This is a genomic window from Chryseolinea lacunae (assembly GCF_016735595.1).
GTDB lineage: Bacteria > Bacteroidota > Bacteroidia > Cytophagales > Cyclobacteriaceae > Chryseolinea > Chryseolinea lacunae.
This window is the reverse complement of sequence record NZ_JAERRB010000012.1, coordinates 103,811-129,867: the sequence shown is the minus strand read 5'-3', so window position 1 is coordinate 129,867 and position 26,057 is coordinate 103,811. Positions and strand designations below refer to the sequence as shown.

17 protein-coding genes are annotated in these 26,057 nt (G+C 52.5%); 13 read left to right on the top strand and 4 right to left on the bottom strand.

Features of this window, described 5'->3' with window-relative positions:
- Positions 1-351: 351 nt before the first annotated feature.
- Entirely contained in the window at positions 352-1,029 is a 678-nt protein-coding gene (locus tag JI741_RS26035) for a phosphatase PAP2 family protein (RefSeq protein WP_202014554.1), read from the top strand.
- Here the strand turns inward: JI741_RS26035 and JI741_RS26030 are convergent.
- On the bottom strand, positions 1,022-2,587 hold the full coding sequence (locus JI741_RS26030; protein ID WP_202014552.1) for an ArnT family glycosyltransferase: 1,566 nt from the start codon (positions 2,585-2,587) through the stop codon (positions 1,022-1,024). The two genes, JI741_RS26035 and JI741_RS26030, sit on opposite strands and share 8 nt — an antisense overlap.
- 137 nt (positions 2,588-2,724) lie before the next feature.
- Here JI741_RS26030 and JI741_RS26025 point away from each other — a divergent pair, with 137 nt between their 5' ends.
- The 6 genes from JI741_RS26025 (at position 2,725) to JI741_RS26000 (ending at position 9,956) form a co-directional block, all read left to right on the top strand.
- On the top strand, positions 2,725-3,684 hold the full coding sequence (locus tag JI741_RS26025; protein ID WP_202014550.1) for a glycosyltransferase family 2 protein: 960 nt from the start codon (positions 2,725-2,727) through the stop codon (positions 3,682-3,684).
- A complete protein-coding gene (locus JI741_RS26020; protein ID WP_202014548.1) occupies positions 3,662-4,540 on the top strand; it encodes a lysylphosphatidylglycerol synthase transmembrane domain-containing protein in 879 nt (292 codons plus the stop codon). Before JI741_RS26025 ends, JI741_RS26020 begins: the two co-directional genes overlap by 23 nt.
- Before the next feature lie 64 nt (positions 4,541-4,604).
- Positions 4,605-5,777, top strand: coding sequence for a hypothetical protein (locus JI741_RS26015; RefSeq protein ID WP_202014546.1), 1,173 nt, complete (start codon positions 4,605-4,607; stop codon positions 5,775-5,777).
- A 29-nt stretch (positions 5,778-5,806) separates the two neighbouring features.
- A complete protein-coding gene (locus tag JI741_RS26010; protein WP_202014544.1) occupies positions 5,807-7,456 on the top strand; it encodes a DUF8832 domain-containing protein in 1,650 nt (549 codons plus the stop codon).
- An 84-nt stretch (positions 7,457-7,540) separates the two neighbouring features.
- Positions 7,541-8,335, top strand: coding sequence for an outer membrane beta-barrel protein (locus tag JI741_RS26005; protein WP_202014542.1), 795 nt, complete (start codon positions 7,541-7,543; stop codon positions 8,333-8,335).
- 508 nt (positions 8,336-8,843) lie between these two features.
- A complete protein-coding gene (locus JI741_RS26000) occupies positions 8,844-9,956 on the top strand; it encodes a mechanosensitive ion channel family protein (protein ID WP_202014540.1) in 1,113 nt (370 codons plus the stop codon).
- A gap of 100 nt (positions 9,957-10,056) precedes the next feature.
- On the opposite strand, the gene JI741_RS25995 is transcribed toward JI741_RS26000, so the two are convergent.
- From JI741_RS25995 to JI741_RS25985, 3 genes are all read right to left on the bottom strand, one after another.
- Positions 10,057-11,313 carry a cadherin repeat domain-containing protein gene (locus tag JI741_RS25995; RefSeq protein WP_202014538.1) on the bottom strand — a complete coding sequence of 419 codons (1,257 nt, stop codon included), beginning with the start codon at positions 11,311-11,313 and terminating at the stop codon, positions 10,057-10,059.
- A 332-nt stretch (positions 11,314-11,645) separates the two neighbouring features.
- The gene (locus JI741_RS25990; protein WP_202014536.1) at positions 11,646-12,500 is read right to left on the bottom strand and encodes a phytanoyl-CoA dioxygenase family protein; all 855 of its coding nucleotides are present in this window, start codon (positions 12,498-12,500) and stop codon (positions 11,646-11,648) included.
- Between the two features lie 43 nt (positions 12,501-12,543).
- Positions 12,544-13,155 carry an RNA polymerase sigma factor gene (locus JI741_RS25985; RefSeq protein WP_202014534.1) on the bottom strand — a complete coding sequence of 204 codons (612 nt, stop codon included), beginning with the start codon at positions 13,153-13,155 and terminating at the stop codon, positions 12,544-12,546.
- A 214-nt stretch (positions 13,156-13,369) separates the two neighbouring features.
- On the opposite strand from JI741_RS25985, the gene JI741_RS25980 reads away from it, so the two are divergent.
- The 6 genes from JI741_RS25980 (at position 13,370) to JI741_RS25955 (ending at position 25,844) form a co-directional block, all read left to right on the top strand.
- A complete protein-coding gene (locus JI741_RS25980; RefSeq protein WP_202014532.1) occupies positions 13,370-14,404 on the top strand; it encodes a FecR family protein in 1,035 nt (344 codons plus the stop codon).
- Positions 14,405-14,456: 52 nt separating this feature from the next.
- Positions 14,457-18,011, top strand: a complete 3,555-nt coding sequence (locus JI741_RS25975) for a SusC/RagA family TonB-linked outer membrane protein (protein WP_236676279.1) — start codon at positions 14,457-14,459, stop codon at positions 18,009-18,011.
- A 32-nt stretch (positions 18,012-18,043) separates the two neighbouring features.
- Positions 18,044-19,492, top strand: coding sequence for a RagB/SusD family nutrient uptake outer membrane protein (locus tag JI741_RS25970; protein WP_202014530.1), 1,449 nt, complete (start codon positions 18,044-18,046; stop codon positions 19,490-19,492).
- A 146-nt stretch (positions 19,493-19,638) separates the two neighbouring features.
- Complete coding sequence (locus tag JI741_RS25965) at positions 19,639-22,524, top strand: MGH1-like glycoside hydrolase domain-containing protein (protein ID WP_202014528.1); 2,886 nt, start codon at positions 19,639-19,641, stop codon at positions 22,522-22,524.
- Complete coding sequence (locus tag JI741_RS25960; protein ID WP_236676278.1) at positions 22,524-24,611, top strand: alpha-galactosidase; 2,088 nt, start codon at positions 22,524-22,526, stop codon at positions 24,609-24,611. The genes JI741_RS25965 and JI741_RS25960 overlap by 1 nt, the downstream gene beginning before the upstream one ends.
- A gap of 147 nt (positions 24,612-24,758) precedes the next feature.
- Complete coding sequence (locus tag JI741_RS25955; RefSeq protein ID WP_202014526.1) at positions 24,759-25,844, top strand: hypothetical protein; 1,086 nt, start codon at positions 24,759-24,761, stop codon at positions 25,842-25,844.
- Positions 25,845-26,057 lie beyond the last annotated feature (213 nt).

Below are 26,057 nucleotides of genomic sequence, written 5' to 3'. Positions count from 1 at the left end.
CGGCCTTAGGCTGGACGGTGATTGACGGATAGCGCCGGAACAATTTTTGTTCCGGCGTTTTTGTTTTCGGCCTCGTTCACGTTGTTGCCCGCAGGCTGTTATGCCGTGGTTATGGTTTCGTTAGCACAAAGAGCAAATTTAATATGACCGGCGATCGCAAGTTTTTCTTGTTGCCCGGCAACGGATCATGCGGTAGAAGTTAAAACACAGCGACTTCAATCCATTGCGAAATGCGAAGACGGTGTGATCGTGTGGAGAAAAATCAGCACGATGTTTTTTAAAATCTGCTTTACGCATCATTAACGTTCAGGTCTTTCGCGCGCTTTATTTTTGACATATCAATTTGTTTGTATGTCGGAAAAAGATAAGACACATCTCACGTTCACGTACCGGAGTTTTGGTTTGACATTGTTGGCGCTCGCGTTGTTGAGCATCGCGATGCCGCCGTTGGAGGCGGTGACGTGGATAAACGGGTGGCATTCGCCTGTGGCCGATCGTTTCTTCACGGGGCTCACGCAGTTGGGCGAAGGCGTGTTGCTGGTGCCCGTGTTTGTGGCGTTGCTGATCTTTCAGAAGATTTATGTGGCCCTGGCGCTGGCGGTGAATGCCGGCGTGCAGGGTGTTGTGGTGACACTGCTGAAACGTTTCCTGTTTCCAATGGCCAAACGCCCCATGGCTTTTCTCGATGCGAACGACGTGCACTTTGTGCCGGGCGTGGAAGTTCACACATTGTATTCATTTCCCTCAGGACACACGGTCACCATCTTTGGCCTCTGTGTGTTTGTGGCCCTTTGCATGCGCCAGAAATATCTGACACTGGTGTTGGTAATAGTGTCGTTGCTGGTGGCCTTGTCGCGTGTTTACCTGCTGCAACATTTTGTGACCGATGTGGCGTGCGGTGCGCTTGTGGGCACGCTGGCCGCCGCCGGGTCATTTCATATTTTTGAAAACATGAACAAGCCGCAGTGGATGCAGGGCCGCCTGAAAGATAAAGTGAAAAGCTCGGGTCCCAAGCCGAAGTTTAGTTAGCCAGCAAAATTGTTTCTGAACTTTCAAACAAATCGCGCTGACGAAATACCACCCGAAAGGGCGACGTTGTGGGAAGTTCGTGAAGGTATTCTGCACGCGTGAGCACCACGATCTTTTGCCCGTTTTTTATACGATCGTGAAGTTCAACGGGTGAGTCAATCACGTCTACGACACGCTGCAGGTTGAAGACGTAGGAAGGATTGAAGAGGTGATAGGCCACCACCTTTCGGTCGCCATAAGTAGAACGAAGCAGCGGCAAAGATTGCGCTACAGGATTCTTCTGATCCAACGCCGGGTTGGCCACCGCGAAAAACAGGACACCCACCAACATCCACGAGCCAGCCCACGCATAGACCAGGTGGTGATTTTTGTGTTGACGATAGGCATACCATCCCACCAGCGAACCGATGGGAAGCGGCAGAAATATCCAAAGAACGGGAAGCAGGTCATTCAACTCTTTCTCGTGCAGCAAGGCCACACACCCGCCAAGCGCAATGAGCACACCAAGACACGACTGAACCACAAGCGCTATTTTTATTTTGATAGAAGAAAACGTGTTGTGATGAACAAACCTTTCCAGGAAGGCACCCAGCAAAATGGCAACAAAGGGAAGGGCAGGAGCGGGGTAGCTCGGGAGAAGCGTGCGCGAGAACGAAAAGAAGGTGGCAAAGACAACACCGGTGATGAGGCAAAACCACAGAAAGGAATTTTCCTTTTTCTCACGCACAGCCAATGTCGCGCTCTGGACTATAAAAACTGAAAACGGCAACATGCCCACAAGCAAAATAACAAAGGGTGCCAACGGAAACCCACCATGCCCTTCCATGGTCGACGTGTAGCGTTCCAGGTTGTGGCCGACAAAGAATTCGCGTAGCCATTCACCCTGTGTTGCTACGCCCACGGCCGCATACCACGGCAGGGCAATAGCGCAGAAAATAAGTATTCCGAAAAGCAGGTTAAGCTTTCGCAGACATGCGCCGGTCAGCTGCCGTGTCGAGAGCAGGTAAACAAGAATGATGACACCTGGCAACACCACGGCTACGAGCCCCTTCGCCAGAAAGGCAAGGCCTGCGGCCACATAGACCCAAAGGATGTGACGCGGTGCATGATGAAACCCGGTGTAGAACGAAAGCAGGCAAAACGCAATGCACACAATGAGGTAGGGATCAGGAACCGCCAGGTGAAATTGCACGGCGAGCTGCAACGAACTGAGCAGCACCAGTGCCGAGAAAAAGGCCGCGCTTTCGTTGCGCAAACGTTTCACGTAAACATACATCATCATCACCAGCACGATGCCGGCCACGGCCGAAAAGAACCGCGCAGCAAAAGCGTTGACACCGAACACGGCATAGGCCGTCATCATAAAATAATAGTGCAACGGTGGTTTGTCTGTGCGCAGTGCGCCGTTAAAGGTGGGCACAATGGGGTCGTGTCGCGCCAGCATTTCGCTTGCGCAGCCGGCGTTCTTGGCTTCGTCAAGAATGTAGATGGAAGTGCCGCCGAGGTTCACGAAATAGACGACCACACTCAGCACCAGCAAAATCAGGAAACGGTTCATGTTCACGCAGGAAAGTATATGTGCGAAACTAGAAAGCAGACCCTTAGTTTTGGTTATGGAAATATGAATTAAAATAATTTTATCATAACCGGAATTTAATCGCTATTCGCCCGTCGTGAAGTTCCTTTGTGGTGCGTATGGAACTGTCGATTGTTATCACCCTGTTTAACGAGGAGCAGAATATCAGGCCGCTGCTCGAAGGCCTTCGCGTGGCCCTTCGCGCCTATGCCTACGAAGTGATTCTTGTCGACGATGGGTCGACCGATCACACGGTGAAGCAGGTGAAACTTCATGCCGATCATCGCGTGAAGCTGGTCATTCTCAACAGCAACTACGGGCAAACGGCCGCCATGGCGTCGGGCATTGCTGAGGCGTGTGGCGATTATGTTGTGACGATGGATGGCGATTTGCAAAACGATCCTGCCGACATTCCTTTCATGCTCGAGAAGTTGAAGGCCGAAGGGTGGGATGTTGTGGCCGGCAATCGCCGCGATCGCAAAGACGGAACACTGCTCCGGAAAATTCCCAGCAAGATTGCCAACCGCCTCATCCGAAACCTGACAGGCGTCACCATTCGCGACTACGGCTGCACCCTGAAAGTGTTTCGCAGCGAAACCGCCAAACGCCTCGGCCTCTATGGCGAGTTGCATCGTTTCATTCCCATCCTGGCCGTGATGGAAGGCGGCAAAATCACCGACGTGGACGTGAAACACCACCCGCGTAAATTCGGTGTGTCGAAGTATGGACTAGGTCGCACGTTTAAGGTGATGAGCGACCTGTTGCTGATGGTGTTTTTCAAAAAGTATTTCCGGCGTCCCATTCACTTCTTCGGGCCGTTGGGCATTGGTTGTTTTTTCATCGGGTCGTCCATCAGTTTGTATTTGCTGGTATTGAAAATGTTGGGCCACGAAATATGGGGTCGTCCCATTCTCATCCTCGGCATCACGCTGGTGCTGGCGGGCATTCAGTTTCTCACGTTCGGACTCATTGCCGAACTCATCATGCGCGTCTACTACGAATCGCAGCATAAAAAAACATACTCCATCCGCGAGATCTTCACTAAACGACCGGAGCTTGAACTGGAAGTTGTTCATTAAGATCGGGCTGTCTGCGCTCGCGTTGTTTTGGGTGGCGCGCCAGGTCGACATGGCCTTGCTGGTTGTGTGGTTGGAGCAGGTGCCCGTGTTGTTTTTGGTCGGCTCGTTTTTGCTCTACAACGTGTCGAAGGTGGCCGGTGCCTGGCGTCTTCATAAATTTTTTCACGCCTCAGGAGCGCACATCACCACGCGCGAAAACCTGTTGCTCTATTACAAGGGCATGTTCTATAACCTCTTCCTGCCCGGGGGCATTGGCGGCGATGGCTATAAGATTGTGATCATTTCGAAGGCGCTGGGCATTTCGTGGCGAAACGTTTTTAAGGCCGTGTTGTGGGATCGTGTGAGCGGTGCCGTGGCCTTGTTGTTTTTGTCGTTGTTGCTGGTGGTGTTGCTGCCGGCGTTGGATGCCCTCCCGTTGGTAAAGCTCTTGGTGGGCGTGGCCACGGTGCTGGTGTTTCCGGTGTTCTATGGCGCCACGCGATGGCTGGCGCCGGAGTATGCGGCGTTGGCCGGGTGGGGGAATGGCCTTGCGCTGACCATCCAAAGCCTGCAGGGAGTGGCGGCGCTCCTGTTGTTTGCCGGCATGCACGTTGCGCCCGGCGAAATGGGGGTGTATGTCGCGGTGTTTTTTGTTTCCTCGCTGGCCACCATTGCGCCCGTCACACTGGGCGGCATTGGGGTGCGCGAGCTGGTTTTTGTTTTGGCGGCGCGCTACCTCTCGATCGAGCAAAATAAAGCGGTCGCATTTTCCATGTTGTTCTTTTCAGTCAATGCCGTCAGTGCATTGGCCGGAGCTTTTGTGACGGTCCGGTTTCAGAAGAAAGAAACGTCAGACCTACCGGCACGTGAGGCGTAAACTACACCAGACTGTTTTCAACTCCCGATTTAAAAACTATCTTTGGTTGTAACCCTCTATGACTATGGATGCTCTTTCATGGCCGGCGCCTGCCGAACACAACGCCAAAGCTGTTCCCCTCTATTTGTATGTAACCGTTCTCGCTTCGCTCAGCATCATGGTGGGCCTGATCTGGGACATCTCGTGGCACATCAGCATTGGGCGCGACGGTTTGTTTTCGGCGCCCCATCTAGCCATCTATCTGGGCGGTGTAGTGGCCGGGTTGTTTTCCGGCTATCGCGTGCTCGCGCTCACCTTTAAGGCCGGTGCGGGCCGCGAACGCAGTGTGAAGTTCTGGGGCATATTCTATGGATCGCTGGGCAACCTGTTTTGCATCTGGGGCGCTCTGGCTATGCTCACCTCGGCGCCGTTCGACGACTGGTGGCACAACACCTATGGGCTGGACGTTACCATTCTTTCGCCGCCGCATACGGTTTTGTTGTTGGGCATGATCACCATACAGCTGGGCGCCATCGTGAGTGTGGTAGCCTATCAGAACCTGGACGCTGCCGAATTGACGCCGAACGTGCAACGGCGGTTCACGTTGTTGCAGGCGCTGTCGTCGGGCTTTATTCTGGCCATGATCTACACGATGGCGTCCGAATATCTGGGGCGTCACGAAATGCATAATGTGGTGTTCTATGAAGTGGCGAGCGGGTTGTTCCCGTTGTTGCTGGTTTCGTTTTCAGTGTCGTCGCGTTCCAGGTGGGGAGCCACGCAGGCATCGGCGGTCTATTCGGTTTTGCTGATGCTCATGGTGTGGATTCTGCCGCTCTTTCCGGCCACGCCGCGTCTTGGGCCCGTGCTGAACCCCATCACGTCGTTTCAGCCGTTTGATTTTCCTTTGCTCATTCTGCTGCCGGCGGTGGCTATCGATTTGGTGGTGCACCGTTCGCCCTGGTCACACCGTTGGGTGCAGGCCGTGGTGTGCGGCGCTGTGTTTCTGTTTGTGTTTATATTATTTCAATGGCCCTTTGCCACCTTGCTGATGGCATCGCACGGGCACTGGTTCTTTGGCACTTCAAAATGGTATTTTGGAGCCGATCCCAACTGGGAATACCGCTACTTCTTTCGCCCCCACATGGTCTCGTCGGGCCTGGAACTGGTGAAAGGTATCGCCATCGCGTTTGTGCTGGCGGTGCTCTCGTCGCGTGCAGGGTTGGGTTGGGGAGGGTGGTTAAAACGGATTGTACGATGATGGCAACCAACGTTAGGGCACATCGTGCTATGAAGACACGCCTGGCTGTTTTGATTCTGACGATATGTTTGCCCATAGGGGCGTTTGCGCACGTGGGTAGTCCGGGTGTCAGCTTCGAGGGAAGTGCAGGACAATTTCCGGTGATGGCCCTCATAAACCCACCCGATGTCATACCCGGCACGGCCACGGTCGATATCTTCACCAATGCTTCGGGCGTCAACACCGTGCTGGCAAAACCGGTATACTGGTTTGCCGGCGCAGATGGAACGCCCCAGGCCGACGAAATGCTACCCGTGCCCGGCGAACCCGGTCACTACCGTGGCGTGATCTGGCTCATGGATGTGGGCACCTCGGGCATTGCCGTGGAAATTAAAGGCAAGGCTGGCTCGGGCGACGTGATCATTCCCGTCATGGCCGTGTCGACCACCCAAAAGAAAATGGACGGTTCGCTGGGTTGGTCCCTGGCAGCCCTGGCCACGTTGCTGGTGGTGCTCATGGTCACCATCATCAGCGTGAGTGTGAGCGATGGTTTGTTGCGGCCCGACGATCCATCGGTGATGGCTATACGCCGGAAGCGAAGAGTGGGCGCCCTTGCGGGAACCGTGTTGCTGCTCCTGATGCTTTGGGGCGGCAAGGCGTGGTGGGATGGCTGGGCAACGACTTACGAACGCTACATGTTCAAACCCTTCAACGCCGTGACCCGGGTGGAGACCGAAGGCGCAGAAAAGCTGCTGGTCTTTGCGGTCGACACGACCAAACTCACAAACCTGCGCTTCACACGCAACATCAGCTACATCATTCCCGACCACGGCAAGCTCATGCATTTGTTTTTGGTGAAGGCCAACACACTCGATGTCTTTGCGCACCTGCATCCTAAACGACGCGACTCGGTCACGTTCGTGGCCCCGCTTCCGCCGTTGCCACCGGGCCAATATCTTGTGTTTGCCGACGTGACCCGCGTCAGCGGATTTTCAGAAACCATTCCCGACACGCTCGACATCCCCGAACAGCAGGCCGTGACAGTGGCCTTGCGCGACTCGGTGCCGTCCGACCCAGATAATACTTATTTCTTCACCAACGCCATAGACGCGCGAAAGACCAGCACACCCCTGCCCGCCAACGAAGTGATCTGTGGCAAGCCCGGCGTGCGCGTGCCCCTGGGCGATGCGCTCACGGTAACTTGGCAACACAATCCTACCGAGCGGCTGCTGTCGCGAAGCCTCTATTCGTTAAAGTTTGAGGTGCAGGACACAACCGGCAAGCCCGCAACGCTCGAACCCTACCTCGGCATGATGGGCCACGCCGTGGTGATGAAAGACGATGGCAGCGTATACATTCACCTGCACCCTGTGGGCAGCTATTCCATGGCCTCGCAGCAAACCATGCTGAAACGTTTTTCCACCGAACACGGCCCTGTAAACGTCGACAAAATGCCGCCGCCAAAAGTGTTCCGCGACAGCGTGGACCGTGAGCTGACGCGACTGGAAGCCATGACCGAAGCCGAACGCAACACCCTGTTTGGCGGCGGCATGCAGCACGAAAGCGACACCACCCACGCCGGGCACACCGTGGTGTCGTTTCCCTATAGCTTTCCATCGCCCGGCAACTACCGGATCTGGATTCAAATGAAGCACGAAGGCAAAATTTTGAACAGCGCGTTTGATGCTACGGTAGAATAAAAAAGCGCATCGGGGTATTTGTGGAGTCGTGTAAAACAGTAAATTCGTTATAGCAAGTTTTTGTAATCCAAGGTTCAAACGTCTATGAAGAAAATTCTACTCTCCGTTTTTGTGCTGTCGTCGTTCTGGTGTTCGGCGCAAACCCGTTTCATGTTTGGGGCAGGGGCCAATCTAAGCCACGTTTCTTCGATGTCGAAAGATGTGACGATCGCCGTAGCAATTCCCCAGAGCACAGGTTTCTCCGCCTATTCCATAGAGGCTGTCCTTCACGAACGGTATGAAGGCCGCGCGGGGTTTCAGGCAGGAATGAAAACCGATATCCCACTGTCGTCGCGTTTTTTTATCAGCACAGGGCTAACGGCTTCGTGGATTCGCTACCAGCGCTTCGCTACGCTTGAGAACTTTCCGGTGGGCATTGAACAACTGACCACCGTGACGGCGGGTAGTCCCATGGGCAGCATCGTGATGGGCAATTGGGAAACAAATGTTGCAACGCCACGTCCCGTCGCGTTAATGGCCGCCGGCGATGGCAAGGTGACGCAGCTCTATGCGCAGGTGCCTGTGCTGGCCGGTCTGTCTTTTTTTGATGGCAAGCTTGTGGCACGGGCCGGTGCAACATTCGGGCTGCTGGCGCACGCCAGTGAAAACAAGAATCGCTATGACTTCGCTACGCAAACTTTTGAGACCTACAAAGACACCGACAAGGGCGCATACCAGAAAGCGCAGGTGTCGGGCACCCTGGAGGCCACCTATTTCATTGGACATCGCCTTGGCATTGACCTCTCGGCAAGCCGCGGCATCACGTCGCTCTATAGTGATTCCAACACCCCGCACGTTTCCACCGTGATGCTGGGCTTGAACTATTCGCTCACGAAATAAAAACGATCTGCTAACAACCGTCGGGTTCCACCTGACGAGTATATTATTCCTCGCGAAAGAAAACGATCTGCTGACAATCGTCGGGTTCCACCCAACGATTGAAATTGCATTTCACGTACATTCGCGCCACGCACAAACGACATCGATATTTGAAATGTTCTGGCGCGCGAAGAGCACGTTGCATCAGGTGATGCGCACTGTGCGCCATGAACGTTAATGCGAATAAGAAATGTGAGCGTGGCGCAATGAAAACATGTGGCGATTCTAAATCGTCGGGTGGAACCCGACGATTGTCATGTCATAATTATTTACGGGCGGCAAAGAATGGCATTTCCGTCGTAGCATAGTCTCTCGTTTCGAGTACTATGCGGGATTTGAAGGGAACGCGCTTATTAAAGGCAACGTGTGGATTTATCTACCCGATTGCCTGTAGGCATTGTACACACGTGCAAACGAACTTCTTGCTCATCAGATCATTCCGTTGTTTGAAAATTGAGGCACACTATTTATGGCTATCGAAAGAAACTATAGCATACCTATGGAATCTTCTGAATCGATTTTAGCCCGACAGTATTGGGGCAACACGGTGCAGGCCTATCTCATCGCCCTGGGCATTGCGGTGTTGGGCTTGTTTCTGCTGCGCATTTTTAAACGCTTCATTCTTTCGAAGGTAGAGAAATGGGTGGCGCAAAGTCCGTCGAAAGTAGACGATGAGGTAGTGAAAGGCGTAGAACGTTTTGTGCTGCCCATGCTGGGTTTTCTACTGGTGTATTGGGGAATCAAAACCCTTGAGCTTTCGCTGAAAGCCGAACGCGTGCTGGAAGTAGCCACCGCGGTGGTGATCGCATTTTTTGTTCTGCGCTTCATATCCACCAGCATCCACATCATTCTCACTTCCTATATCCGCAAACAGGAAAACGGCGAAACCAAAGTGCTGCAGGTGGGAGGACTCATGATGATCATCAACATTGTGGTCTGGATACTGGGCGGATTGTTCCTGTTTCAAAACCTGGGCTACGATGTGTCTACCATTCTCACCGGCGTGGGCATTGGTGGCATAGCCGTGGCGTTGGCCGCGCAAAATATCATTGGCGACTTGTTCAACTATTTCGTGATCTTTTTCGATAAACCTTTCGAAGTGGGCGACGCCATCAACGTAGACGACAAGAACGGCACCATCGAATACATAGGCGTGAAGACCACACGGCTGCGAAGCCTCACCGGCGAGCAGATCATCATCGCCAACAGCGACCTCACCAAATCGCGCGTGCACAACTTTAAACGCCAGGAAAGCCGGCGCGTGCAGTTCACTATAAACGTGGTGTATGAAACACCAACGGACAAGCTTCGCGAAATTCCCGGCATCATCAAATCCATCATCGAAAGTGCCGACGACGTGCGTTTCGATCGTGCACACCTCGCAAAATTAACGGACTATGGCATTGGCTATGAAGTGGTGTATTTTGTTACCGTAGCCGACTACCTGAAGTACATGGATATTCAACAAGAGGTCAACATAAAGCTGATGGAGACTTTTGCGCACGAGGGAATTCGTTTCCTCATCCGCGATGACTGGCCACGAACACAGGAGCAAAGTGAAGCGGTGGCACTGGGGAAGTAGCCATGGTGTTTTACATGTGCTTGAAAAAGGAAGGGACTGCCCGTTTGAGGCAGCCCCTTTTTTGTGGCCTTGCAGCCTTAACATTTATGCGACGCGGCTACTAGTCTTTCGTAGACCGTGTGTAGGAGATCGTGTTGTTGCTTTTGCCTGAGCCCCAGGTATTGAAGGTGAGGGTGAAATAGATGTCTTCTTCTACCAACCACACACCAAGTTTTTTGCCGACAAGACCGGGCATATCGGTTCCGGATGATTCATTCACGCCGTCTGTGACGGAGAAATTATCTACTGCGCCGGTCACTGCTGAATTCTGTTCAAGTTGTGTGATCATACTAGCAATGTTGTGGAAGCTGTAGAAGTGTGCGGGATCGCCCAGGGTTCCATACAAGTTGAACTCGCTCCAGGCATCGGTGCTTGATCCGGTGTCGTCGAGGATTGCCCAACGCACACCGTTTGTTCCACCTTGGCGTGTGAACTCTCTTGTGGAGCTGGTGCCATCCCAGAAATCGTCGTTCAGGTCGTCGAAGGTGGCATCACCGTCAAACGTATCAAGCCACCATTGGTAGTTGTAGATTGGTCCGCTGGTCTGGCGGGTGAAGATAACTTTGTCCGAGATCTTGTCGTAATTCTCGGCTTGTGTCCAGTCTGCGCCGCTGGCTTTGGTAAACACCAGGTCTTCGCCTGTCCAGATTATTTTTTGGAGGTTCACTTTCACATTAAGGGCCGCTTGCTTTTTGCCGTTCGATACGGTTATTACGGCGGTTAACGTTTCGTTTTTCTCAAAGTCAAAAAGACTGCTATTCAAAACCGAGAGCACGCCTGTTGTGCTGTTCACAGCAAACGCACCGGTCACGCTTTCCGATTGCAATGTGTAGCTCAGCGTTCCTTTGCTGGTGGTAGCCTTCAGTGTTCCCAATGCCGTTTCTGCTTTGGGGTTTTCATCGATGGTGATTTCGAACGGCGTGACGTCGAGCGCGATCTTCTGGATGTTTACCTTCACGTTGATTTTCGATTCAACGTTGTCGTTCTTCACGACCACCACAGCCGTGATGGCCGTGTTTTTCGAAAAGTCAAACTTGGTGCCATCCAACACGGTTAGCGAGCCCGTGGTGGCGTTAACGGCAAATGAACCGATCACGCTTTCGGAGAGCAGTTGGAAAGCCAGTGTTCCTTTATCAGTAGTAGCGTCTAACGTTCCCAAAACAGTTCCTGATTCAGGCAGCTCGTCAATGGCGACTTCAAAATCAGCCACATCCACAACGGGAGCGGGAGCCGGATCGTCGTCGCGACAGCCCATGGCAACCACGACGAAACCGAAAATACAAAGGAAGGCGAAAGACCTCCATGAAAAAGTACTCATCTGCATTATGTTTAAGTTTATACACAAAGCTAACGGCCGGGCTAGAAGCCAGTCGAGTAGACAAAGGGTAAACCCGTCATTGCAAGTTTTTCTTTGATTTAGGATGCTTGGTGAGCAAGGGGAGGCTGCTGAAGAGGACAGAAACCGAGTTTCTTCCCTTCAGGCAGGGCTGTTGAAGTGTAAGCTTTGGCGTTCAAATGTCAGAATTGGCAGTTATTATGACGGTCGCGGGTGTGTTTGGTGTAGCGCATTCGTTATTGGGCAATTCTCGGTTGGGTGAGGGCACGGGAATTCATTGCGCGCAATATCTCCTTGCATTCGCAGCGTGGTGTTCACGACTTCACATCGGCTTCCCAGCCCGTCTCTTTCAATGCCGGATCATTTTCTTTCTTCAGGAAGTCGGCGTTCGATAGCGACTCGGCTTCCCATTCCAGCACGGCTTCGTCGGGCACTACGTCTACGGGGGTGTGCCAGGAGGTGGAGGTTTCGTTGTAGGCGAGGTTGGATTGGGAGCTGTAGCAGGAGATGAGCGACCATCGCGGGGCATCGGAGAGGTTGGCTTCGGAGCGGTGCAGCAAGTTGCTGTGGAAGAAGAGGGCGTCGCCGGGTTCTATTTCGCAATAGACAAGCTCCATAGTTTGAAGGGCGTTGTTCACCATCACCATGTCGGCGCCAACTTGTTCGCCCGAAAAGCCGTGGTTCACGCGGCCCAGCTTGTGAGAGCCTTTGATCACCTGCAGGCATCCGTTTTCTTTGTTGGCTTTGGTGAGGGCAATCATCACGCTGAGCAATTGGTCGGGAAACATGAATTGATTCTTATACCAATAACCATAGTCCTGGTGCCACTCCCACGCACCGCCTACGCGCGGTTCTTTCTGCATGAGCTTGGAATGGAAATGGCATACGGGTGCGTTGCTGTCGAGCAGTTGGCTTGCGCCGCTCACCATGCGTTCGCTGCGGGTGAGGTAGCCAAACACGTCGTTGCCGGGTTTGAACCAGAGCGACAGCTTTGTTTTTTTTCCGGACTGGTCGTTTAGGTCGAGCGCGTTTTTGCGCATGGCGTCGTCCTGCAATGCCACGGAATAGAGACGGTCTATTTCTTTCGGACTGCAGAATGCTTTCACAAGCACATAGCCGTCGGTGTGAAATTGCTGGATCTGGTTGGGTGTTAATGTAGGCTTCGACATGTTCTTTGATAAATAAAGTAAAACAATACGAAATGGCCGTAGGCTAGAAGGCCAGGCTCAGCAAGGAGTTTGTCAGCGTTTCGCGATTGCCCTTCAGTTTGCCGATGGCCATGTGAACAAGGTTGTAGACTGTCTTTACCTTCAGCGACATGATGGCGGCGGTTTCGGCATACGACAGGCCGTCGAAGTAGATAAGGAAGATAGCTTCTTTCTCTTTCGACGGGAGCGACGAGATGAGATCGATGAGGCGTTGTTTAATGTCTTTGTCGATCTGTTCGTTGAGGTAGTGCGACTTGTGTGACAGCTCCAGTTCGAAACGCACGAAGTTTTCGTCGGGCTGGATTCGGTTGGAGAAGGCGGAGAGTTTGCTGGCGATTTTGTTTCGCAGGCACGTGTAGAGAAACTGTTGGGTGTTGCGCACCTCGTGGAGGGTGCCGCGTTTGTTCCAGAAGTCGATGAAGATTTCCTGGATGGCATCTTCGGCAATGACACGGTCTGACACAAAGCGCGAGCCGTAGTTGAAGAGTCTTTTATAGTAGTGTGTGTAGAAATAGCTCAGAGCTTTTTCGTCGCCATGCTTCACACCGAGCCACAATTCTGCCTCGCCCGAGGGTAGGGCAGGGATAGCGTCGACGTTGGTTTTTATTGACCTCATGAAACATGACCAGTTGAATAGGCTGGGAAATTTTGAGAAATCTGCTGACTAAAACAAACGATTGAATGAATTAAAATGCAATATTCTCTAAAAACGCCCATCCGAAACCCGTCTGAAAATATTTCTTGAACTTCTTCGGGAAAACTCCGGGGCGTCTCCTGTCTTACTGTTAACAATCGATTTCGATACCGAACCATTAAAACCGTTCCGAAGGATGGACTACTCCAAGTTTGACGTTGAGGATTTTGCAACCGATGAATATTTCATCCAGTGGGTGAAGGCTCCCGACGAGTCGTCGAACACGTTTTGGACGGCCTGGTTGTCGAAGAATCCTCATCAGAAGGAGCTTATCAAAAAAGCGCGGCACATTGTGCTCTCCCTGGAAATTAAGGAGAAGGCCATGGACGACAATGCCTTCATTGCCGGGTGGGCCAACATCAGCAAACATATACATAAGACACACGGCGTGGTGCCCATGCCCGAACCGCTCAGCAAACCGCACACGCGACGGTGGTTCTATGCGGCGGCGTCAGTTTCCGTGTTGTTGATGTTGTCGGCGGCGGTGTTCTATCACATCAACCGTTCGGTGGTCATTACAACCGCCTATGGCGAATCGCGAACGCTTTTCCTGCCCGATCAAAGCAAGATCACCCTCAATGGAAATTCTTCCATTCACTATAAACCATTCTACTTCACCTCACAGTCGCGCGAAGTGTGGCTCGATGGCGAAGCTTTTTTTGCCGTGGTGCACGAACACAACAACGCCAAGTTTCTGGTGCACACCGACGAGCTTGCCGTGGAGGTGCTGGGAACAAAATTTAATGTGAACAGCCGCCGTGGAAAAACAAGAGTGGTGTTGGAAGAGGGGAAAGTGCAGTTGAGTACGTCTCATGATGTAGTGGTGATGAAGCCCGGCGACCTGGCCGATGTTTCGGAGTCAAGCCGCGACATCAAAATGAAGTCGGTGAACGCCGGAGACTATGTGTCGTGGAAAAGCAACAAGCTTGTGTTCCGGGCATTGCCACTGGAAGAAATAGCCTTGCAGCTGGAAGACAACTTTGGCTACATGGTGGAGTTTCAAAATGTGGAAATACAAAAGAAGGAGTTCACGGGCGCGGCATCATCCGACGACATCGACGGGTTTCTGAAGAACCTGTCGGAAGTGTTCGGCCTTTCGATCGATCAACACGGAAAAACGATTTATATAAAAGAGCGTAAAGAAAATCCCGGGCAGTCATCACGGCCATGAAGCGCTGCACCGGGAGATAATTTAAAACCAAGTTTAAACTAACCTCAAATCTATGAAAAACATTTTACAGTCCGCAACATGGCTGTTGGTGATCATTGCTTTGTTTCCGCCGGGAGTTTTGGCGGCCACGCAGCAATACGCGATGAACACGGCTGCCAAGCAGAAGACACGCGGCGAACAGGTGTTTACCGGAAACGGAAACTACTCGTTGCAGGAAGCGCTGTTTGCCATCGAATCGACCTACCAGGTCACCTTCAACTACGACAACAGCCTTGTGAAAGACCTCGCGCTTCACGAGAAATTCACCCCCGAAAAGAAAGAAAAACTGGAGCACGCATTGGAGCGGGTGTTGAAATCCCTGAATTTGGCGTATAAGAAAGTTGACGACAAAACATACCTCATTCTCCCCAAAGACGAACGCCAGTCGCAAACGCGTGGCGTCGCCAGCCCGCTAGACAATTCTGCCGACATTCACGACACGGTGGCCTCGCTCACGGGCAACTACTATTCGTCTACCCAGGCAGTGGTGGAGAAAATTGTTAGCGGCACCGTTACAGATGAAACCTCGCAGCCGCTCCCCGGTGTGAACGTGTTGGTGAAAGGCTCGTCGCAAGGCACCACCACCGACAGCAACGGCAAGTTCACGCTCAGCGTTCTGGACGACAATGCTACCCTCGTTTTCACATTCATCGGTTATGTGCCGCAGGAAGTGGCCGTGGGTTCGCAGAGCACGTTCGCCATCCAGCTTCAGCCCGATGTTACGTCGTTGAGCGAAGTAGTAGTGGTGGGGTATGGCACGCAGAACCGGAACGATGTGACGTCGTCTATAGCGTCGGTGTCGCCCAGCAAAGATTTGAAAGACATGCCCGTGTCGAACGCGGCCGTGGCTTTGCAGGGAAAAGTTCCGGGTGTGGTAGTGCAGCAAACTTCCGGCTCGCCCGGCAGCACGCCCGCCATTAAGGTGAGAGGCTTTGGCTCGATCAGCGCCGGCACCAGCCCGTTGATTGTGCTTGACGGAAACATTGTGAGCTCCACTATATTCTCGTTGCTGAACGCCAGCGACATCGAAAGCATCGATGTGTTGAAAGATGCATCGGCCACGGCCATCTATGGATCGCGTGGTGCGAACGGCGTGTTGCTGGTTTCGACCAAGCGTGGCAAATCGGGCGCAGTGAATGTGACCTTCGACGCCTATGCAGGTGTGCAGCAGATCACGAAAAAATTGCAGGTGCTGAACGCACAACAGTTTGCCGAGTTCTCGAAAGACGGCTCGAACAACGCTTATCTCGACAACGTGCCGGGCGCAAACATCAACGACCCGAACAGCGTGCGTCCCGCATCTTACCTGCGCTATCGCTATCCGCGTGGCGATTTGTATGACTGGTTCAACTTTGACGATCCGGCAAAGGTAGCGGCTCTTCCCAGCCATAATTTTCAGGACGACATTTTCAGAAGCGCGGCCATGAGCAATTACCAGCTCGGCGTTTCCGGCGGCACAGACAAAGCGCAGTTCTCGGTGAGCGGCGGCTATTTGAAACAGGACGGCATCATCGAAAAATCATCACTCGATCGCTACACCCTGCGCGCCAACCTCGACATCAACGTGACGTCGAAACTGAAGGTGGGCGTGAACATCAACCCGTCTTACAAAGTGCAACAGGAGGTGAACTCCGATGGTCACTGGGCGAACAACGGCATCATTAACGCGGCGTTGTCGGCTGTGCCTATGGCACCGATCTATGCAGCAGACGGCGTAACCTACTCGTCGCAAACAGAGTTGGCGGCGGCCTATAACTGGCCCGGCATCACCAACCCCATTGCCAACATCAAAGAATACAACAGCAAGTATGCCACCACCACGGTGCTGGCCAATGCGTATGCAGAATACAAGTTCCTGAACAATTTCAAGTATCGTGTTTCGGGCAACGTGAATTTTATTGGCAACCGGCGCAATGCTTTCCGCACGTCGAAGATGCCGTTGAATCAGCAGCTTCCGCCCACCGCGGCACAAGGCACGGCCACGTCCGATCAGAGCATCAACTGGCTTGTGAACCAAGTGGTAAGCTACACCAAAACGTTTAACGATGCCCACCTGGTGGACGCGTTGGTCGGTATGGAAGCCTATCGCTATCAATATGACTACAGCAGCTCGACCTCCATCAACTTTGCCAATGACATTGTGCAGACGTTGAATGCAGGAACACCCAGCACGGCCACCTCGAACCAATCGGCCAATGCCGTGGCGTCCTACTTTGCGCGCGTCAACTACAGCTACCGCGGAAAGTATCTGGCCAACGTGTCGGTGCGTCGCGACGGTTCCTCTATTTTCGGACAGAACAATCGGTGGGGAACATTCCCCGCGGGTTCGTTGGGATGGCGTTTGTCGGAAGAGTCGTTTATGAAAAGCATCACCGCGTTGTCGGAAGCAAAACTTCGCGTGAGCTATGGCTTGTCGGGCAACAACGCGTTCACCAGCTCGTATCCGTATGTGGCGTCGCTCGCGTCAGACAACTACAGCTACAACAACACGCTGGCCTCGGGTCTTGCGCCGTCGTCGCTGGGCAATTCCAACCTGGGTTGGGAGAAGAGCCGGCAACTTGACGCCGGTGTTGACATCGGGTTGTTTCAGGATCGCATCTTCTTAACCGTAGACTACTACCATCGTAACACCAACGGTTTATTGTTGTCGGTGAACGTTCCGTCGGTGACCGGCTTCACCACAGCGGTGAAGAACATCGGTGAAATGGAAAACAAGGGTTGGGAGTTTGGCCTCACCACACACAACCTCACGGGTGCATTAACCTGGACCACGAACGGAAACATTTCGTTTAACCGGAACAAAGTGCTGGCACTCGGGCCCACAGGCGATCCGATCTATAGCGACAGCGGCATTGGCGGCACAAACATCACGATGATTGGCCAGCCCATCGGAAACTTCTTTGGCTACAAACAGCTGGGCATCTTTCAGACAAAGGAAGAAATCACAGCTTACCTGCCCAACGATCCCAACACCACGTCGCATCCTGGCGACGTGAAGTATGAAGACATCAACCGCGACGGCAAGATCACTGCCGACGACCGCACCCTGATTGGCAACAACCAGCCGAAGTTCATTTTCGGATTCACCAACACGTTTACATTTAAGGGCTTTGATCTCAACATCGCGCTGCAAGGTGTGTATGGCAACAAGATCCTGAACCTGAGCCGCCGTTTCTTTGACAACGAAGAAGGCAGTGCCAACAACCTGGCCATCGTAGCGAACCGCTGGCGTTCGGTAGATCAGCCCGGCGACGGGGTGACGCCCCGCGCCAACGAGCGCACCACGGGCAACAACAGCGCTGTGTCGTCGCGTTGGGTAGAAGACGGATCGTATCTGCGCATTCAAAACATCAGCCTGGGCTATCAGCTGCCTTCGTCGCTGGTGGAGAAGCTACATGTGCAACGTGCTCGCATCTACGTGTCCACCCAAAACCTGCACACGTGGTCGAAATACCTGGGCTACAATCCAGAGGTGAGCGGCTATGAAAATCCGTTGACCAGCGGTGTTGACTATGGTTCCTACCCGTTGGCGAAGACGTTCACGGTGGGTGTAAACCTTGGATTTTAATCGTGAGACCGTAAACTAAAACTGAAATTCGTATGACAAAAATAAAACTTGCCAGCCTCATTGTCGCCGGAACCTTGTTGGGTTCTTGTGGCGACGGTTTTCTTGACCTGAAGCCCATCTCCAACGCCACTACGTCGCTGTACTACAACACGGCCGACGACTTCCGCACAGCGTTGAACGGGGCGTATGCGTCGTTGCAAAAGAACGGCGTGTTCCTGAACAGCTATGTGTTTGGCGACGTTCCTTCCGACAACACACTACCGGTGTCGTCGGGCTCGGTGACCGACCAGGATGAGTTTGATCGTTTCTACATCAAAACCACCAACCCCTACATTTCGGAACGGTGGAACGACAGCTATGCGGCCATTGCCCGCTGCAACACCATTCTGAATCGCATCGGCGCAATCTCCATGGACGAAGCGCTGAGAAGTCGCTACATTCTGGAGACAAAGTTCTTGCGTGCACTCGTCTACTTCAACCTCGTGCGCACCTATGGTGATGTGCCGCTGGTGCTGAAAGAGATCACAAACTCCGACGAGGGTTATGCCTATGGAAGAAACCCATTGACAGAAGTGTATGCCCAAATCGAAGCCGACCTCACCGATGCTGAGGGCCTGCCGGTTTCCTATACCGGTGCCGACATTGGTCGCGCCACCAAGGGAGCAGCCAAAGCCATCCTGGGCAAAGTGTATATGACGGAAGGAAAAACGCCCGCAGCCGTAGCGAAGTTGAAAGAGGTGATCGATCTGAATGTCTATGCAATTCTTCCTTCGTATGCCGATGTGTTCAAGGTCAGCAACAAAAACAACAAGGAGTCGATCTTTGATGTGCAGTTTAAGTCGGGCTTGCTGGGCGAAGGAAATCCCTGGCCCAATTCGTTTGCACCACAGAACTCGGGCAACGCCGTGATCGCTTTTGGTGGCGATGGCAACAACACGCCCACAACCGACCTGGAGAGCGCCTACGAAGCCAACGACCTTCGCAAGAACATTTCAATGGCCTCATCCTATGTTAACGCTGCCGGTGCCACCATTCCCTACTACTACGTGAAAAAATTCATGGACGTGCCCGCGGCGAAGAACGACAACGGCAACAACATTCCGGTGATTCGTTATGCCGACGTGCTGTTGCTCTATGCAGAAGCACTCAACGAAGTGGGGTATGTGGCCGATGGCGATGCCTTCACACACCTGAACACCATTCGCACACGCGCCGGTCTTGATGCGTTGAGCTCAACCGAGCTGCCCGACCAGGAGTCGTTTCGCCTGGCGGTGGAGCAGGAGCGGAGAGTGGAGCTTGCCTTTGAAGGTCACCGCTGGTTTGATCTGGTGCGCACCAACCGTGCCATCGACGTCATGAACAGCAAGAAGGCATTGTTCAACATCATCCCTACACTCACCACAGACAACCTGGTTTTCCCTATACCGCAAAGCCAGATCCTCATCAATAAAGAAAAGATCCTTCAGAATAAGGGTTATTAAGTTGGTAGAAAAAGAAAGTCGTCCGCCATCCGGCGGACGCTTTCCCTTTTCTGCGATGGCCCTTTTGTAAAATATCAGATCAAGATCTTCTTTCATTCCCGCGTCTTGATTGTTCGTAAACCTTCTTCGCGTTTTATTTCCCACTTATGAAAAAGCAGACTATACGCCAATCGTTCGCCGGTTGCCGGAGCTACGGCATTCGTCATGCGTGTTTCCTTGTGTTTGTGTTTTGTGCGCTCGTGTCAACGGGAGCGTGGGCGCAACCCTCGCGCCAGATCTATGACGCGTGGACGCCCGGATTCACAAAGACACTGGAGGACACACACGATCTTGCACTGCCGGCGTGGGGACTGTATTCGACCAAGTACAATGGCATTTCGCATGTGCCTTCGGTGAAGGAGGGATTTCGGTTCGACCTCAGCGTGCATGCCACCTACAACCTGCGCAGCAAAATGGCGCCGGCCAACGTGAGTTTCGAGTCGGGCTATCATTTGTGGGAAGCATCGCCCGATCTTTCCTTCTATTCCTGCCGCTATGAGCTGGAATGGAAAGACAAGTTGTTTGTGGACGTTTCGTTTCTCGCCATCGATGAGCAGACGCGTTTGGTGAAAGCACAATTTGTGAACAACACCGCCACGTCGCAGTATCCCGCATTGCAGCTCTTTGCGAATTTTAACTTTCCACCGCCAGTGAGAACCACGGTAGGTTCTCCTCTGAAGACGGTGGAGGCACAACTCCCGCCGGGAAGTCAATGGATGGACGCTATTCGTTATTCGGATTTTCAGTATGGTGTGCCGTCACCTCAGGAGAACCTGGTCTACGATGGTCAGTTACGTGGCCAGGTTCGTGAAAATAATACCGTTAACGGTAGCGCCATCCTGGTGGGAAAAAATGAAGGCGACAAGGCCAGCTATACATGGGTTGTTGATAATGTTTTTTCGGATGCAGCGATTATTATCCGCTATCGCAAGCCAACACCGGGAGCGTTGCCTGTCACCCTTTCGGTAGATGGTAAATCGCTGTCGCCGGTAAGTCTCTCGGAAAGTAAAGACTATGTCACGCTTGCCGTGCCTGTGGGCAAGGTGGAGAAAGGAAGCCACGTTCTTCAGGTGATAACCGGCGCGAAATCGCCAGCCTTAATCAACGGCTTTGCCCTGGTTGACGCGAAGCGTGGAGGTGAGGTGACGTTTCATGCTGTGGAGCAGAACCCAAGTCCCACCGTGCTGGCCGCCGATGTTCCCAACGCACTGCTGCTGAAGTATGATGCTCTCGAAGGTTACTACGGCATGGTGTGGGAGCCGGCATTGAGCCCTTCGGTGCGAACCTTCAACATGGAAAGCCTGGACGAAGTGCACTACCGGAATTTTAATAAAACAAAAGAACTGTTCACCAATCAAACCGTGACGGGCAAAGGCGAGGGAACATACACCAACTTGTTCTGCGAACCTGTGGGCGTGAAGAGCGGAACAACAGAAGATCGCTACTTCTATATTTTTTATGGCACCAAAGAAGACGTGCAACAAAAAATAAAGAAGTATGCCGACGCCTGGGCCACGAGCCCGACAATATTCGACGCAGGTCGAAACAAAGCGCTTGCTAAACACTACAACAAAGCCGGCGACACCTACCGGTTCAGTCAGCAGCTGATGGAAGCCGTGACGCTCACCAACGTGGTCTACCCGGTCTACACCATGGATTCCTACATCAAGCACAACGCACCCGGCCGCGAGTGGGATTGTCTCTACACCTGGGATTCAGGATTCATTGGCATTGGCATGGTTCCGCTCAACACGGGGCGTGCCCTGGAGTGTCTTAATGCCTACACCATGAAGGTGACGGATCAGTCAGCGTTTTTGCATCACGGTTCGCCCGTGCCCACACAAGCCTACCTGTTTCTGGAATTGTGGAATGAAACACAGAACAAAGAATATCTGCGCTACGCCTATCCGCGCATGAAGCGCTACTACCAGTTCATGGCTGGCAATGTGGAGCACTCGTCAACACGCACCATGAAGTCGAACGTGTTGAAGACGTGGGATTATTTTTACAATTCCGGTGGATGGGACGATTACCCGCCGCAGGTCTATATTCACAAACAGAAATGGGAAGACCGCGTGTCGCCTATTGTCACCACATCGCATGTGATTCGCTTTGCCAAGATTCTGAAGATGGCGGCCACGGAGCTGGGATTAAAAAACGATCTGAAAGCATACGACAACGACATCAACCTGTTTGCTTCGAGCCTGCAAAAATATTCGTGGGATGAAGCGTCGGGATATTTTGGATACGTGATGCACGACGCGAATGGTAATCCTGAAAAAATTGTGCGCGATGCCAACGGTGTGAACTACAACATGGGTCTTGACGGGTGCAGTCCGCTGGTGGCGGGCGTTTGCACACCGGCGCAGCAACAGCGCATCACCGAAAATCTTTTCACACCGGGCAAGTTGTGGTCAGACGTGGGCATCTCGTCCGTCGATCAGACAGCACCCTACTTCAGCTATAGTGGCTATTGGAATGGTTGTGTGTGGATGCCGCATCAGTGGTTTATCTGGAAAACCATGCTCGACAACAACAAGCCCGACCTTGCTTTGCGCATCGCCAAAACGGCGCTGGATGTGTGGAAGCGCGAAACAGAAGACTCGTATCAATGCTTCGAATTGTTTGGAATAAAATCCGGTCGTGGCCAGGGATGGCATCAGTTCAGCGGACTGTCGGCACCGGTGCTGGCGTGGTATGCCGCGCTCTATAAACCCGGAACCATCACCACCGGATTCGACAGCTGGGTAGTATCGAAAACAATGGCCCCCGATTTTTCAACGGCCGACATCACGCTGCGTCTCCAGGATGGACAGAAAGGAAAGTCTGTCGCCGCGTTGATCTGTCTCAATGAAAACTACAACTATGTTGCCACGGGCAAGAACGGAAAACCCGTGCCGCTGGTGAAGGTGCACGATGGGCTCTGGCAACTTACGGTGCCGAGTGAACAAACATTATCCGAAACGGCAATCACTATTCGAAAAACAACGTAATGCTTTCATATCTCTTAAAAATGCGCACCCGAAGCCTGTTGTTTGTGGGAGCGCTTGTTCTTTCCATGCCGACGCATGCTCAGCTCACAGGAGTGAAAGCGGAGTTGAAGAACGACACGCTCACCCTCGAGAACAACCGGATCAAACGACAATTTCGATGGAATGACGGCAACCTCATTTCGACGGCACTCATCAACAAAGTGACCGGCGACCGCTATGTGATGAATGACCAGCCCGACTTTGCTATCGCCACCGAGACAGCAAAAGCGGAAGGGGGAAGTCTGCAGGTGAACAAGGTGCTGAATAGTGTCATCACCGAAAACCATATCGAAGCCGTGGTCACCACGCGCCTGGGTTCGCTGGAGGTGAAACGTGTGTTCAGGCTCTATGAGGATTGTGCCGTGATTGCCTGCGACTATTATCTGAAGGGCAGCACGGCCATCAAACAAAGTCAGGCGGCCTCGGGTCAGGATCTGAAAAACATTGAAGGCGATGCGGCAGCGAAAGAAGGCGAGTCGCAGGCCGTGCGCATCGAAAAGATCAACGTGCCCGACAATCATTGGCGCGCCACAGCCGTGGAATTTTTTGACGTGACAGATCGTAACAACACGCTCACACAAAAGCAGGAACGTTTGCTCTACCGGCAGGAGAGTAGCCTGCGGGGGAATCTGCTGCTCATGCAGAGCACTACATCGGCCAAGAGTTTTTTTGTATTGAAGGAAGCACCCGTGTCGGGAAGCCAGCTGTATTATCCCGGCTATGACTTCACGGTGAAATTTGGCGAAGTGAAAGTGTTTGGCCTGGGCGTTGGCGGACAAGACCTGCAGGCTTCGGAATGGGTGCGGGGCTATAGCTATGTGACGGGTTTTGGTGATGGCCCCGGCGAGCAGGGCTTGTTGTCGGGATTGCGCACCTACCAGCAAAAAGCGCGCATCCAAAAGCCGGAGCGTGACGAAATGATTCTGGTGAACACCTGGGGCGACCGTGGTCAGGATACCAAAGTGACAGAAGCTTTTGTGCTCAAAGAAATCACCACCGCCGCTGCACTCGGCGCCACCCACCTGCAAGTGGACGATGGCTGGCAAAGTGGCCGCAGCAGCAACTCGGCCTTCGCGGGCGGAAGCCTGAAAAACATCTGGAAGGTGAAAGACTACTGGGAACCACATCCTCAAAAATTTCCAAACGGTCTGGCCCCTGTGTTGAAGCTGGCCAAAGAAAAAAACATCACGCTATCGTTGTGGTTCAACCCCAGCACCGACAGCAGCTTCAAACATTGGGAGAACGACGCCGACGTGCTCATCAATCAATATAAAAAATACGGCATCACGATGTGGAAGATCGACGGCGTGCAAATACCCGACAAGGCCGCCGACATCAACTTCAGAAAGATGCTCGATAAAGTGATGGCAGCAACCAACAACCAGGCCGTGTTCAACCTTGACGTGACGGCCGGTCGCCGCTTTGGTTATCACTACATGTATGAGTATGGAAACCTCTTTCTCGAAAATCGTTACACCGACTGGGGCAACTACTATCCGCACTTCACACTGCGAAACCTCTGGCATCTTTCACACTACATCCCAGCCCAACGACTGCAAATTGAATTTCTGAACAAGTGGCGCAACGCAAACAAATATGCACCCACCGATCCGCTGGCACCCGCAAAGTATTCGTTTGACTATCTCTTCGCGATTACCCTTGTGGCCCAACCGCTGGGATGGTTCGAGTCGCAGAATCTGCCGCTGGATTCGCTGCGCGATTTTGATTTGATCAAGGTCTATAAAAAACACTGGCATGCGCTTCACGCCGGAAAGATCTTTCCTCTCGGCGATGAACCAAGTGGTTATAGCTGGACGGGTTTTCAATCGCTTGCCGCGAAGGAAGGATTTATCATCGTGTTTCGCGAACATAATACCCAAAGCACACATGTGGTGAACACATTGCTACCGCCCGGCACCACGGTGAGGTTTACGAAAATTGCCGGAGATGGAAAAGACTTTACCACGAAGACCGGAACATCGGGTGAGGTTAAATTTACATTGAGCAAGCCGTTGTCGTATGTGATATACAAATACACAATTCAATAGCCTGACTTCATTCGCAAATGTTGCTGTAGAGAATAAACCACATCGCGCGTCCCTGAAAAAAGGATGACGTCAACACGCTCATTACCCGAATAGGTGATAGACACGCGATGGGGTGACCGATACCTTTGGATCAAAAAAAAGATCCCTATGAAATCCGAAGGTATTGTGCTAAATGTTTTCAGCCATCGCCCTGTGGCGAGTGTGCTGTGCTCTGTGGTGATGGCCCTGGCCTTGCTCACGCTCGATGCATGCAAGAGCGACAGTGGCGATCCTGGTCCTGCACAAGCAGGATGTTCCATTGTTTTTCAAACCAACACCGGCAGCGGAAGTGAGACGTCCACGCTGAAGTATACCTACATCGCCAAGTTTGGGTATACCTATGACGAGAAGGGCAATCAAACGGCCAACACAGTGAAGTATGACTACACCTACAACGACGGCACCACGGCAACCTATTCGGGAAGTACCAGCAATCAATATGACGCCGAAGGATTTTTGCTGCGAAGGGTGAGCCAGACCAACCGGACGGAACGCAACATGTCTCCGAGCTTCAGCACCTACACCGCTGAGTTTACCTATGAAAATCAAAGGCTGACCAAGCAGACTTCAGAGAATACATCGGACGGTGGACCCAAACAGGTCTATACATATTTGTATGAATACAACAGCGACGGCAACCTTTCGAAGTTCACCGACGTGAACAGCAACCTGGTGACCACCGTCACCTACAATGGCAGCGCCATTCAGAAGGTAACCAAGATAGATTCCAAAGGAACGTCGAGCTTTCCCTTCTTTGAATACAACAGCAAAGGCCTGCTCACAAAATGGATCGAGACCAACAGTGGCTACACCGAAGAATATCGCTATGAGTATGACGCCAATGGCCAGGTGACGCGCCAGGAGCGATACATTAATGGCAAAGCCAATTCAGCCTACACCACCGAATACGACACGAAGTCGTCGCCGTATGCGAAACAGTATCCCAATCCCAAAGGACATCCAACCATTCCCAGTCACTATGCAGATGTGTTGAACAAAAACAATATGACCCGCGTCATGTATTATGGGCCCGATGCTGGCGGCACAGGGTGGGATCTCAACAGCTCGTCGGTATATACCTACGACTATAACGCCAGCGGATTTCCTGTGGCTGTCACGATCAATGCATTTGACAAAAACGGCACGGCCAAATCTACCAGCACATCGGCCTATCAGTATCAGGATTGTCAGTAGTTGCTTTGAAGGTTCTGCGGGTCGGTTGCTGGTGCAGGAGTATTGAATACTCTGTAACTTGTTATGACGCTAAATATTGCTTAGCCGTACCGTTATTATTGTAAATCACTCCAGAGATAAAAGCCATGAATAGAAAACGCGTCTGAGAGACTGTATTACCAGATTTAGTGTCTCATGTTGAAGATTGCGCGTAGCTGAACAAGCCATGAATGC